Raw genomic sequence first — 13220 nt, 5'->3', positions numbered from 1 at the left:
TTTGGTCGATAAAAAACAGCACCTTCTTAATGAGAGTGTGCTGTTTTTTATCGCTCTTTATATTCTGAATTTTTGTAAGGCAGGATCAATCCACGAATTAACAGGGGTGTCAGCTTCCACGATTTTTCACTGATTGAATAAGAACCGTTAAAAGTACACCAATCCGTTATCAAACCGCTGAGGAATATCATCAGCGTATCTGTCAGCAAATCGACGGGGGTATTTTTCAATAATTCACCGTTGATGACAGATTCGTTGATTAAGTCACTTATCAGTTTTCTGGAGTATATGGCATAAGACGTCTGCGTATAGTCATCAATATATTCCCCGCTAATAACATATTTGCTGCGCTGCCGCGTGAATTCAAAGCCTGTCTTTTCAGCGACATCAATCAGGGAATTGGAAAAGATAAGTAAACGTTGTTCAATGCGCATATCATGACATTCTGCGAGCGTCTGTTTAAGAACCTCGTTAATATGGGCTTCCGATTCAGATAAAATATCTATTTTCGAACGGAAATGATGATAAAAGGCACCTTTGGATATGTTGCAAGCTCCACAAATCCGGTCGACAGAGACGTTATCATACCCGTATTCATTCACAAGATCAATGCTGGTATCCAATATCTTCTTTCGTGTTTCCAGTGCCTGTTGTTTGCGTTTTGTTAATTTTTGCATGTTTATTCCTCTAAAAAAGCAATCGACTGAATCTTTTATAAATCAGAAAGAAAGATTTGTCAACTCTATAAGCGCAATCTTGTTATTTTTTTGTTTGAAGTATTAAGTGATTCAGGCATACCTTACACTGGTTAGAGACAAAAAGGAGGTTTCCTTCACATCATGTGTTCGAAAGAAACCCCCTCAATCCAGTTTACGCGTTCATTTTTGTACCGGGAACGATAGATGGTTCGTTGGCAGCGGGATCCGTATTTTCTAATGCTTTTTTAAATTCTTCGACTGCACCGGCATATTGTTCCGGTTTATAGTACGTTTTGCCATAAATAAAACCATAATTCAGCGCATCGACTACTTTAGGAGAAAGTGAGACGGAGAAGGGGATAAAGTAACCGTCTTTGGCAAACATATCGATTTTCAATTCGACTTCTTTGCGAATATCTTCATCAGTTGCTTTGAGATTGTCGATAACGCCTTGTGCATTGAGTGCGCCCATGAAGATGACTTTTCCATTGTAGTCGGTGATCCATCGTTCGAGATCATTAACAGGTTGCACCGGGTCGATGACATCAACACCCATTTCAATGATATCATCGACAATGCGATCGATTTTACCGCAGGAATGCATATCAAATAAAATACCGACTTCGTGGGCAGCATCAATGACGCGTTTCATGTGCGGTTTAATATGTTTGCGCCATAATTCGGGATTAAAAAACAGATCCTTTTGACTACCCCAGTCATCTTGAAAATGAACCATATCGACATCATAGTATTTCTTCAGATACTTCAGCTGCTCGATTTTAAAATCACACAATCTGGCAAAAAAGGCTTCGCACTCTTCCGGTTCTTCCATCAACGCACAGAGTGCCTCTTCAAATCCCATTAGATCATGTAACCGCTCAAAAGGGCCGTCCAACATCATGGCACAGAGGATCTTCGTTGTATCTTTCTCGGGTACGTCTTTTTTGACGCAAGTTTCCCAATCGATAGCCGCTAAGTCGGGCCATTTGATGACTTCACGCCATTCACAGATATCTTCAAGAACCGGTTTCTGCGTAACGGTTGCCATAAGCATCATCGGCAGATGCGGGTCTTCTGTCCAGTGAACGCCAAACCAGTCATAACCGGTCCGATGGCCGGGGGGCCTGTCGCCAAGTGCACTGGGGATGATCATTTGGAGCAAATGCGGTTGATAGGGAACAAAATCCGGTTTCTCACGACGGATCATTCTTAAAAAATTTTCTCTTTCAGTAATCATCTGTTTTCTCCTTCTTCTTGAATAGCTGTCAGATACGTGTTAGACTTATAGCGTTCACATACTATAAGTCACCGACTGTCGGTATGTTATAATTGTAAATTCATTTATTTTAAAAGTCAATCATCGAACGAAGGACAGGATGATAAATTTTACTTCTATATGAATGCGACGTAAGATATTTTAATTGAAGATACAGACTTTGCAGAATATAATAACAGTAATGAGCAGATGTGAGAAAAAGAGGCTTCAATAACTAAAAGCAGCAGACATCGGCAACGGAGGTTCTGTCATGTACGAAGGAATACGTTATCATCACTATATTATCGACTTCATTATGGACCCTCAGATCGTATCCCGAGAATATTGGCTGGCTATTAAGGCCGCAAAAGAAAACTTTTTTGCTCCCGGCAGCACGGTGCCGCCCGACCCGATTGTCCGTCCTGAAGTTGCCAAATCATGGATTCGTGCTAAGAAACGCGGTATAACACCTCATTCCGATCATTTGCCGCTGGCATTGAACGCCGATTTGTTGGAAAAAAAGCGGAATCAGAATAAAAAATTATGTGAAATAAGCGCGACGTTAATATCCTCCTTCGAAACATTAGCGCAAAGTACGGGTTATTCCATGGAGTTATTTGATGCGCAAGGTGGGCATTTGCTGGGATCACATCTTGATTTTAAAGAATTTCCTCCGGACGAAATCGACTGGCGGGAAGATAAAGCCGGGACTATGGCCCATTTTTTAGCTTTAGAATACAAAAAACCGTTTTGTGTGATTGGCCCGGAAGTTGTTTTAGATATGTTCTATGACTCTATATCGTTTTGTTCACCGATTCTTGGCGAAGACGACAATCCGATTGGGGCTCTGCTCTTGGTCCAGCATTTAGGCGATCAGCCGTGGGAACAAGTTAACCCTTCATTTCATCGGCATACTTTGGGATGGATTTGTTCATTAGCGTCTGCCATTGAAGGGCAGCTCTCATTACTTAATAAAAATGAGGACCTGCGTAACAGCAGTGAAATGCTGCGCGTTATGCTGGAGTCAATCGGTGAGGCTGTAATAACGATATTGCCCAGCGGACAAATAACCAATGCCAATACAGAAGGCCGGAAGATGCTTAAGCTGAATGAGGATACAATGCTGCCGCATATTCAGGATTATCTTCCGGAAGATTCAAATTTGCACAAGGCAATTTCTACCGGAGAGAAACAGAATTATCTGGAGCAGCATCTGCATATCAATCAAAAGGTAATTCCGTACCTGATTAATCTACAGCCGGTGATCGACGTTAATCACAGCATTGCTTCTTTTGTTTTGAGGTTTACACCACAGAAATCGATTGACGAATTAATCATCCGCCAAAGCAATGCGCAGGCTTTTTATACTTTTGACGATATTATTGGTCAGGATGAACGGATCAAAATCGCGAAGGAACAAGCTAAGCATTTCGCTATGACAGAAGAAAATATTTTGCTCATAGGGGAAAGCGGAACAGGCAAAGAGCTGTATGCCCAAGCGATTCATAATCATTCTAACCCCAGAGGGCCATTTATTGCCGTCAACTGTTCGGCCATTCCGCGTGAGCTGATTGAAAGTGAACTGTTTGGGTATGAGGGAGGCGCGTTCACAGGTGCTGAAAAGCATGGCCGAATGGGGAAAATTGAATTGGCGCATGGTGGGACTTTATTCTTAGATGAGATTGGCAGCATGCCGTATGATATGCAGACTGTTTTGCTGCGCGTATTACAGGATAAAATTATTATGCGTGTCGGCGGTAAACAGTACCGCAAAGTGGATTTTCGTTTGATTGCTGCAACTAATATGGATTTTGCCGAACAAATCCGGGAAAAAACTTTCCGGGAAGATTTGTTTTTTCGCTTATCGGTCCTTTATATCGATATCCCGCCGTTGAGAGAAAGAGGAAGGGATATCCTGCTGCTAGCGAACTACTTTATCAGGCAGTATGCACAGAAAGCCAAGTGGTTCGTGACACCGGTATTAAGCAAGGATGTTGAAATAGAACTGTTATCCTATTCGTGGCCAGGCAATGTACGTCAATTACAGAATGCAATGATCTATGCCATGAATATGACAACGGGGAACGTCATCGAACTGCAGCATCTGCCTAAAAAGACACTCGGTCGAAGTTCGTATGACACGATACGCAATTTTCCCGAGGACAAACCGGACTCAACCATAACTTCGGCTTTTATTGATACTGCCGTACCACAGGTAAGTAGGGGAAGCGCGGGTATGAACTTAGAAGAACAAGAAAAACAAATGATTATATCCGCACTGGAAAAGACAGATAAACAGATCAAAGAAGCGGCTGAACTCCTTGGTTTAAGCTATTCTTCTCTCTATCGCCGCCTGAAAAAATATAATATACAGGTTTAATTGATTTATTGTCTATTTAGGTAAAGCCTTCTATACTATTTGGGATGAAGTAACGCTTATTGAGTATACAGTGGCTATTTCTCGGGAAACGAATGATCGTTACGGTGAATTGATTTTAATTCATTCGATAACGGTCACTTTTGTATGTAATCTGCTTATTAAGGCTCGACTAATTGAGTGCATCGGCTTTGGTTAAATATTATATTGATCTGTTTTAGAAAAAACGGCAGAGCAGGATTGGAGTTATCTGCTTTGTAGGCTAAAACGACGGCTAACGAAAGGTCATAATCTGCAATATCGACGAAAACAATATTCTTTCTCTGGATACTTTTCATATAACTGGGTACAAAGGCGACGCCATTTTCTTCTCTGATCAAAAATGGCAGAAGATCAATTTGTTCTCCGTAATCGATTGTATGAAATTCAGGTAATGTTAAGTTATGGTCAATCAAGAAAGTCTTGATATATTCTTGAAAATCGTTTACTCGTTGGGAAAATATAATGGTTTGACATAATATGTCTTCTAAACGGACATTGGGCAGAGCTGCGAAAGGGTGTTTGTCTGAAACCATCAGGACAATTTTTTCACGGCCGACAGGATGGTAACAAATCGCTTCAGAATCAAGGACATCGGAACAGAAGATCAAGCCAATATCCAATTTGTCTTTGCACAATTTATCAAGCATTTTATGGGGAGGCAGCGAATGGAAGGGGAGTTTAATATTGGGATAATTATTTTTAAAAAAGTTGGCAATGGGTGTGAAATATTCCTCAATAGCATCTGAAGACATCCCTATATGGATCATACCCGTAAACCCGCCGGATAAATCGCAAACTTTGGCAGTCAGCGCATCATAATGTTTTATAATCACTTTGAATTCTTCTAGAACAATCTTACCTATTGGTGTTAGACTCACACTATGTTTTGTTCTGTTCAGCAGACGGCAGCCCAATTCCTTCTCGATTGCCGCAATATGACGGCTTAATACCGGTTGGGCCATAAACAGCTCATTTGCCGTATGTGAATAATTTAAATTTTTTGCCAGGGCAATATATTCTCGCATATAGCCGGTTTTCATTGTTTACACCACCTTTTGTAATACTATTTTAGCATAAAGATTTGCATTTTTGGTATTTCCATAGTCAATTTAAAGAGTGTAAAATAGTGATGGAATTAATTTTCTAATCTTACGAAAAGGATACGGTTATGTTAAAAAATAAATATCTTATAACCATAGCTGTCTTATCTTTGTTTTTGCCCTTACTCGGTCTCAATACTGTCAGCTCATCACTTCAGAATATTGCCGAAGCGTTTCCTCAGATTTCCTATACGAATATTCTGCTTATATTTACGCTTCCTGCTTTGTTTGTCATTCCATTTTCCATACTGTCAGGCATTCTGGCCGGATCAAAAGTGAAATACCGAACATTGGTTATTGTTGGTCTTTTGCTGTTTATCTTTGGCGGAACAGCGCCTGTGTGGATCAATAGCTTTTCAGCAATCCTGATATCGCGAATTGTTTTTGGCATCGGTCTGGGGATCATGACCCCGCTTGGGAATGCGTATATTTTACATTTATTTGACGGTCAACAAAAAGCTAATATGCTTGGCGTGGGCGCAATCGTCATGAATATTGGTTCTATTGTTTTACAACTTTTAGGGGGATATTTATGCTTGATTGATTGGCATTATGTTTTTATCCCGCATGTGTTGGGGGTGTTTTCACTCCTGGTGATGTTATTCTTCTTGCCTGAACCTCACATGCTCCGTTCCGAGTCAGCCCTACGCGATAATGAGACTGACGGGGTGGAAAAGAATTGTAATCGCTTACCGATTACTGTCTATATTCAGTGTGTCTTATATGGGCTGGGTGTTATGTGTGTGAATCCCACTGTAACGAAAATGTCAGCGATTATCCAAACTGCCGGTATCGGAAATGCAGCGTCAGTAGGAATAGTTTTATCGGCTATGACAGTAGGTGCCATGTTAGCCGGTGCGCTGTTCGGCAAGGTTTATCAGAAGACAATGCGGTTCACGATACCGATCGGGCTCTTAACATCGGCAGTAGGGATGGGGTGTATCCACTATGGAAATAATTTAATTCTATTGTTTATCGGATCATTATTATCCGGACTTGGATTTAATCTTATCATGCCGGCGATTATGATGACGTGGGGTACATCAGTTGCTCCATCCAAGTCGGCAGCAGCAGTCGGGGCACTTATGGCGCTGATGAATTTTGGAATTTTTATTTCGCCGTATTATATGGCTGTTCTGACTCAATTTACCGGAAATATGTCACCGCGAGTTCCCGTTTTTGCCGGTATGCTGGTATGTTTGATTAGTGCTGTGACAATTACGCTTATCCGTTTAAAAGCCCCACTTTTTGTTGAGGCATCCGAAGTGAGTTAAGTATCCCTATCGGATTTTTGAAGTTCAAAAAAAAGATAAAAACCGACTTAAGGCAGTCCATGCATTGGAATTGTGTTAGTCGGTTTTTTGTATATTTCATTTATGCAAAAACTGATTACAAGATAGTAGTAGAAAAATGGTTAGAACAGGAATGCCCGTGCACTGTAAAAGGGGGAGAGACAAATTATGCCGCTCCCCCCAGGATCTGCTGATTATTTAGAATACGATGTTTTTTAACTAAGCTTAAAGTCTAAACTGCCTCAGCTGTGCGATTTCGCATCACAACCAGGAGAGTCATAACGATACCAACAAGGATGAGCATTGGCCAGCTGATGAGCCACGATGCTCTCAGTCCGCTAAATCCAAGAATCGGCGTAAGAGCTGCTAGCATAAGCGGAGAAACAAATTGTCCGACACAGCTTGCAGATACCATGTAGGAAATACCCAAGGACTGGTTATTCGGGGCGGATTCAGCTCCGATAACATAGAGGCGGCAAGCAAAACTTACAAACGCTATACCAAAGATAAAACCGGAGATGTAAAACACAATCATTGAGGATGCGAAATAGGCTATGAATATTCCTATGCCGCAGAGAATGAGACAGAAAGGTGAGTGGTATCTTTTTAGCATATCTGATAATTTCCCGAATGTTAAACCACCGATGGTACAGCCAATGGTAAAGATGGACATCACAAGGCCTGCTTGGGCGGAAGTGCCGATCTTCTCCAAGACCACAACCATCGCCGTATTGCTGATCCAGCTAAAAATCAACGCATAGGCCAAAGCAATAAGTACGGCATATAGCCAGGTTTTGCCGGTAACACCATCTTTGGACACCGTTTCTTCTTTTTTCTCTGATTGTTGTGGATTGGGTACAGCTGCCATTACCAATACCATCAAAGGGATCATAATGATAAAGCCCAAGAACGCATATCTCCAGAAAAGTCCGGCCAAGAAACCGCCAATCATGCCATAGATAATTCCGGCAACGGACCCGACCGCACTTTGGTAACCAAGCATATTATCTCTTTCCCGTCCATGAAACAGAGAATTGACCACAGACGGCCCTAAATTGAACATAAATCCGTAACCAAAACCGAATAAAACGCGGCAGGCGAGGATGAAGTAAAAATCACCAAATAGTCCTGGCAGGATTCCACCAATAAACAGAGTGATCATGCCAATGTTAAGAGCGAATCTCAGGCTTTTCACCCGGACAATATAGGCACTAAAGGGCGCTGAAAAGATCGTAATCAAATAGGGCAGTGAAGCAATCATTTGAACCAAAGTCGGGTTGACATCGGGAAACGCGGATGCAATAGCCCCAAGGGCGGGGGTTGTCAGAGACATTTCAAACTGGATTGCGAAGATGGCTAAGACGCCGGCTTTAACAAAATTATTGTACGGTGAAGTGCTCATTTTCTGTCTCCTTTAAATAATCAACGTTGAGATTTTCATGAATAAGCAATTTCTTTCAATATCACTGGATAATTAATAAATATATTCCTCCTTTTGTTGTTGTTTTTTCTGCATTGGTAATAAAGTGGTTTCTTGATGCTTTTATTATCAGATGCAAAATCCGTACCATTGTTACCGGTATCTGATCCGGGACTTTACGTGCAATAATCCATCATGGGCATCCTGCTTTTTACGAAAAAGCAAAACAGCTCTGACTATAATGGATTGTATTTTTCGATTTCATGAAGAACATGGTTTTCTAACCATAGTGGGAAAGAGCATTAAACATTCAAGACAATGCCGGAGATTGTCTGCAAATCGGGCAAAGTCAAAAACTTGGTGGTTATGATACGTTGGGAAGAGAATTGGCACGTATCATGCATTATTGATATCCAGGGAAAAACGGTTCTTAGGAGGGGAATACCACACCATATTATTTTAGCGGTCTTCATGTTAATTAGATAGTGTTATTTCGAAATTTAAAACAAGGAGGAAATGTCATGGCAGATTACAAAGAGTTTTTAAGCAAAGTAGATAGAAAACTCTACCACGAAGGAGAATGGCAATGGCAGGAAGGTGAGTATACCGTAACGCGTACGCATCAATGGTCAGCACCCGGATGCCATAATGCATGCGGTATACTATTGTACACCAAAGATGACAAATTGGAGAAAGTTGAGGGGGACCCGCTGAATCCGTTTAATAACGGTAAACTCTGTATGCGGTGTCTTAACCTTGCAGAAGCGACAAACCATCCCGATCGCTTGAAATACCCGATGAAACGGTCTGGTGAGCGAGGAGAGAATAAGTGGGAACGCATTTCCTGGGACGAAGCCTACAATATTATTGTTCCAAAAATCAAGGAGATCAAAGAACAATACGGCTCACATACCATTGTTGGCGTCCATGGCACCGGTCGCAATATTAATTGGCAGCTGCCGTATTTCTACAACGCCGGTCTGGAAACTCCCAATATATCTACGTTGTTCTTCAGTGGTTTTGCCTGTTACTTGCCGCGTGTGGTAGGCGCTGCTGCCGTAACCGGAGAATTTGTCATTGTCGACGCTGCTGTTGGTCAAGAAGAACGTTACGCCAGTAAAAAATGGACGGTTCCTGAATGTGTGATCATCTGGGGCAACGAACCCTTAAAGAGCAATGCCGACGGATTCCTCGGCCACTGGCTTGTTCAGTGCATGCAGATGGGCACCAAGTTTATCTGTATTGACCCAAGACTAACCTGGTGGGCATCACGCGCTGAAGTATGGCTCCCCACTCGTCCGGGTACGGATGCCGCTCTGGCTATTGGTATGTTGAATGTTATCATCAATGAAAAACTGTATGATCCTGAATATGTAGAGAAATGGTGTGTCGGTCTCGAAGATCTGACAGCGCGGGTTCAGGAGTATCCGGTGGAAAAAGTCGCCGAAATCTGCGATCTTGATCCCGAAAAAATCCGAAAAGCTGCACGGATCTTTGCCGCTGCCAAACCGGCCGCCGTACAATGGGGTCTTGCCTTTGAACAACAGCTCTGTTGTATGTCGCTCATTGTTGCCGTCTGTGATTTATTTGCGCTCACCGGCAATGTCGAAGTTCCCGGCGGCATGATCATGGTCAGGAATGCGTTTGGAACGCAAAGAAACTATAATTGCGGTGAAGAGTGGCTGCCGGCTGAAGCCGCTGCCAAAAAATTAAATGGTGATGCCAAAGGAATCGAAGAAAGTAGTATTGTACCGCATGCGGATTCCAATGTTATCCTGCACGCCCTGGAAACAGGAGAACCTTATCCGATCAAAGCAATGTGGATCCAGAGCAGTAACCCGCTGGCCTGCCCGGCAATGGATAGCCCCCGCGCCTACGAGGCCATGAAAAATGTTGAATTTATTGTCTATGCCGACCCGTTCCTAACGCCAACCGCAGTGGCATTTGCTGATATCGTTCTGCCTGTCGCCATGGGGCCGGAACGCAACAGCGTCAGATCCTGGTGGACACCGCTTAGAGCGATGACAAAAGCGTGTTCTTATTATGAAGCGAAAACCGATGAAGAAATTGTTGTGGAATTCGGCAAACGCTTGAATCCAAAAGCATTTCCGTTCAAAGATGATATTGATTTCCTCGAATGGTATATTACTGAAGACGGCAACTGGCCCGGAACCTTTGAAGATCTCCGCAATCAAGGCTGGGCTTATTGGGATTATGATGCCACCTATTACAAACATGAAAAAGGATTGCTGCGACCGGACGGCGAAGTCGGTTTCCCGACCCCAACCGGAAAGTTGGAGCTGGCACCGTTTATGTACTATCAATGGAATCTGGATCCGCTGCCATTCCATTTAGAACCGCCGGAATCTCCGATTTCTACGCCGGAAGTGTATAAGGACTATCCGCTGATCCTGACCACCGGAGCCCGTTCCTACGAATTCTTCCACTCTGAGCATCGTCAAATGCCGACGATGCGTGAATTCCATCCCGATCCGCTGGTCACGATGCATCCGGACGTTGCCGAAAAATATGGTATCAAACAAGGTGATTGGGTTTGGATCGAAAATCATCGCGGCCGCCGCTTTAAGCAGAAAGCGAATATCACTCTGGGTATCGCTCCCCAAGTCGTTTCTGCGGAACATGGTTGGTGGTTCCCGGAGAAAGAAGCATCATCGCCAGCCCTGTTTGACACGTTTGAAAGCAATTCCAACAACGTGACCCTGCAGGAAGTTACCGGACAGGGCGGGATCGGCAACCCGATCAAGAGTTCACTCTGCAAGATCTACAAGGTGGTCGAGGGAGTCAACGATTCGGTTAGTATTGGCGAACAAGTTGTAAGGGGGGACTATCGCGATGGCAAATAATAAATATGGTATACTGATTGATTATGAATACTGTACCGGTTGTCACAGCTGTGAAGTTGCCTGCAAGAAAGAACATGATTTGGCAGAAGGTCAATACGGTATTCAATTAACAGAGATCGGTCCATGGAAAATCAATGACGATAAATGGGAATATACGTTTATGCCAGTTATCACTAAACTGTGCGACTTGTGTGCCGAACGGACAGCAATGGGCAAAGTCCCGACCTGTGTCCATCATTGTCAGGCGTGGTGCATGTACTACGGTACCGTTGATGAGCTCACAGAAAAAATGACTGGGAAAACACGCGCAGTGTTGATTACACCTGAACAATAGGATACTAATTCACACATGTAAACATAAATCATCATCATCATAATAATAAGGCTGCTGTACGCGGATAACGCTTTCAGGCAGCCTTATTTGGTTATCTTCACAAACTGACGAATTTGATTTGGAAATCGATTATCTGTTTTGGTGTTATTTTTTTCGTAAAAACCATACAGTAACGTTTGTGAAAATGAAAAAAATTTCGAGAATGAAAACTGAATGTCCATTTTAGATGAATGTAAACTGAAAAATCCATATCATGAAAATATCCAGCATAGGATAAAATTCAAAAGGTAATACTAAAACAAGTGAAGTCCTTTTGCCATTGGAGCGAGATAAATGACAGGGATATATGGAAGGATGAGAAGGTTGATCCCTATTAAATTTATTCCATTCATCTATGCCATTTTATTTGCGATAATCATGATCGCGGTGGTTCCCCGTGCCGAAATCCGCCGTTTATCTATATATGGTATCCTCTTTGGCGCAGTTGCAGATGTGATTGTTGTTGTTTTTGGTGTTCTGACCGGTTCATTCAGTTACATTAATTATGAAGAATTGGGGCTGTTTGGACTCCATTTTTTTGCCCCGATCAGTTGGGCGTTATTCTTTATTATTTACTTCTACTTCTTGCCAAAATTAAGAATTTATCAGTATATTTATACATTCAGCGCCGTCTTTTATAGTATGATGTTTTGTCAAATGATCTCGAAACTCGGTGTTTTAAAATTGACTCACGGCATTATTGATTCCATTATCCCTTTTGTTATTTGGATTCCTTTAGCAACATGGGGCTTCTTAAAAATTGAAAAGACAGACAGATAACTCTATTCCGTTCTGTTTATTTTTACGACGTCAACCAGATTGAGTGAACGTTCACCGACATCTTCCATGGCAGCCGTGATTTCTTGGGTAGCCGCCGCTTGATTTTCTGCAATGATATTGACTTGTTCGATTGCTGCAGCGATTTTTTCAATCGAAGTTTTCATTTGCAATAATATTTCTGTAACACTTGCAGCCGATTGTTTACTTTCGGCGGCAAGCTTACGCATCTCCTCAGCGACAACGCTGAAACCTTTTCCGTGTTCACCCGCTCTAGCGGCTTCAATTGCTGCATTTAAGCCAAGGAGATTAGAATGGTTGGAAATATCGCTAATAGCGGTGACAATCTTATTAATTTCTTGGATTTTTGCCGATGTTTCACTCGCTGACTGGACGACATGACGAATCGACTCAGACAGACCCTGGGACCCGGAAGCGACTTCCTGCAGGCTTGCGTTAACTTGTTCGAACGTCGCAGCCAAACTTTGTGATATTTCTTCAACCCGTTGCTCTTTTTCCAAGCTTCTACCAATACTGATACAACCAATGACTTCTCCCTGATCATTGTGAACAGGATAATCCACGCTGAAAAAAGGAAAACCGAATAAATCGACACGGTCGACGACATAAGCGAGAATTTTATCGCTATTCATTGCTTGGGTCTTGGGATCATCGTTCCTAATTTCATCGCCGATACCACTCAAGTCTACATGCAGTTTAAAACCGCGAAAATAATGGAGTCGATGGGTTCTATTGGTTATCAGAACAATAACATCATCTTGGAGAATATTCTTTAAGTTCGAAAAATAGGTTGCGTAACCCTCTAATATTTCTTCATTGGTTTTGCTCATAGTTTAAGCACCTCTTTCTTCTGTTTTTTAGGGTGGGTTCGGACTATTTATATGCAATTTTCATGCCATTTACAGAAATGGCAATTTAAGAGAAAGACAGAAACAAGAAGACGTATTTTATTACAAAAATGCCTCAAATGACGCAAATTTGATTAAAATTGAGATATAATG

Annotated in this window: 10 protein-coding genes; 5 read left to right on the top strand and 5 right to left on the bottom strand. The window is 42.2% G+C overall.

From position 1 onward, the window contains the following. Positions 1-47: 47 nt before the first annotated feature. On the bottom strand, positions 48-677 hold the full coding sequence (locus LPY66_RS12870) for a TetR/AcrR family transcriptional regulator (RefSeq protein ID WP_337984732.1): 630 nt from the start codon (positions 675-677) through the stop codon (positions 48-50). Positions 678-870: 193 nt separating this feature from the next. After that, the gene (locus LPY66_RS12865; protein WP_337984731.1) at positions 871-1935 is read right to left on the bottom strand and encodes a uroporphyrinogen decarboxylase family protein; all 1065 of its coding nucleotides are present in this window, start codon (positions 1933-1935) and stop codon (positions 871-873) included. A gap of 289 nt (positions 1936-2224) precedes the next feature. Between LPY66_RS12865 and LPY66_RS12860 the strand changes: the two genes are divergently transcribed. Then, positions 2225-4333 (top strand): sigma-54 interaction domain-containing protein, encoded by a 2109-nt coding sequence (locus LPY66_RS12860; protein ID WP_337984730.1) that lies wholly within the window; start codon positions 2225-2227, stop codon positions 4331-4333. Positions 4334-4491: 158 nt separating this feature from the next. On the opposite strand, the gene LPY66_RS12855 is transcribed toward LPY66_RS12860, so the two are convergent. After that, complete coding sequence (locus LPY66_RS12855; RefSeq protein WP_337984729.1) at positions 4492-5412, bottom strand: LysR family transcriptional regulator; 921 nt, start codon at positions 5410-5412, stop codon at positions 4492-4494. 128 nt (positions 5413-5540) lie between these two features. Here LPY66_RS12855 and LPY66_RS12850 point away from each other — a divergent pair, with 128 nt between their 5' ends. Continuing rightward, a complete protein-coding gene (locus LPY66_RS12850; RefSeq protein ID WP_337984728.1) occupies positions 5541-6746 on the top strand; it encodes an MFS transporter in 1206 nt (401 codons plus the stop codon). Positions 6747-6996: 250 nt separating this feature from the next. Here the strand turns inward: LPY66_RS12850 and LPY66_RS12845 are convergent, their stop codons facing one another. Continuing rightward, entirely contained in the window at positions 6997-8166 is a 1170-nt protein-coding gene (locus tag LPY66_RS12845) for an MFS transporter (RefSeq protein ID WP_337984727.1), read from the bottom strand. A gap of 539 nt (positions 8167-8705) precedes the next feature. Between LPY66_RS12845 and LPY66_RS12840 the strand changes: the two genes are divergently transcribed. From LPY66_RS12840 to LPY66_RS12830, 3 genes are all read left to right on the top strand, one after another. Then, entirely contained in the window at positions 8706-11048 is a 2343-nt protein-coding gene (locus LPY66_RS12840; protein WP_337984726.1) for a molybdopterin-dependent oxidoreductase, read from the top strand. Continuing rightward, on the top strand, positions 11038-11382 hold the full coding sequence (locus LPY66_RS12835) for a 4Fe-4S dicluster domain-containing protein (protein ID WP_337984725.1): 345 nt from the start codon (positions 11038-11040) through the stop codon (positions 11380-11382). The genes LPY66_RS12840 and LPY66_RS12835 overlap by 11 nt, the downstream gene beginning before the upstream one ends. Before the next feature lie 363 nt (positions 11383-11745). Further along, positions 11746-12201, top strand: a complete 456-nt coding sequence (locus LPY66_RS12830; RefSeq protein ID WP_337984724.1) for a hypothetical protein — start codon at positions 11746-11748, stop codon at positions 12199-12201. 2 nt (positions 12202-12203) lie between these two features. On the opposite strand, the gene LPY66_RS12825 is transcribed toward LPY66_RS12830, so the two are convergent. Further along, entirely contained in the window at positions 12204-13049 is an 846-nt protein-coding gene (locus LPY66_RS12825) for a methyl-accepting chemotaxis protein (protein WP_337984723.1), read from the bottom strand. Positions 13050-13220: the final 171 nt, after the last annotated feature.

Origin of the sequence: Dehalobacter sp. DCM (assembly GCF_024972775.1) — a bacterium.
Lineage (GTDB): Bacteria > Bacillota > Desulfitobacteriia > Desulfitobacteriales > Syntrophobotulaceae > Dehalobacter.
Note: the sequence above shows the minus strand (reverse complement) of the source record. Positions and strands in the feature narration are given on the sequence as shown.

Coding starts and splice junctions, on each gene's coding strand:
- LPY66_RS12870 (WP_337984732.1), bottom strand. CDS start 677: ATGCAAAAATTAACAAAACGCAAACAACAGGCACTGGAAACACGAAAG.
- LPY66_RS12865 (WP_337984731.1), bottom strand. CDS start 1,935: ATGATTACTGAAAGAGAAAATTTTTTAAGAATGATCCGTCGTGAGAAA.
- LPY66_RS12860 (WP_337984730.1), top strand. CDS start 2,225: ATGTACGAAGGAATACGTTATCATCACTATATTATCGACTTCATTATG.
- LPY66_RS12855 (WP_337984729.1), bottom strand. CDS start 5,412: ATGAAAACCGGCTATATGCGAGAATATATTGCCCTGGCAAAAAATTTA.
- LPY66_RS12850 (WP_337984728.1), top strand. CDS start 5,541: ATGTTAAAAAATAAATATCTTATAACCATAGCTGTCTTATCTTTGTTT.
- LPY66_RS12845 (WP_337984727.1), bottom strand. CDS start 8,166: ATGAGCACTTCACCGTACAATAATTTTGTTAAAGCCGGCGTCTTAGCC.
- LPY66_RS12840 (WP_337984726.1), top strand. CDS start 8,706: ATGGCAGATTACAAAGAGTTTTTAAGCAAAGTAGATAGAAAACTCTAC.
- LPY66_RS12835 (WP_337984725.1), top strand. CDS start 11,038: ATGGCAAATAATAAATATGGTATACTGATTGATTATGAATACTGTACC.
- LPY66_RS12825 (WP_337984723.1), bottom strand. CDS start 13,049: ATGAGCAAAACCAATGAAGAAATATTAGAGGGTTACGCAACCTATTTT.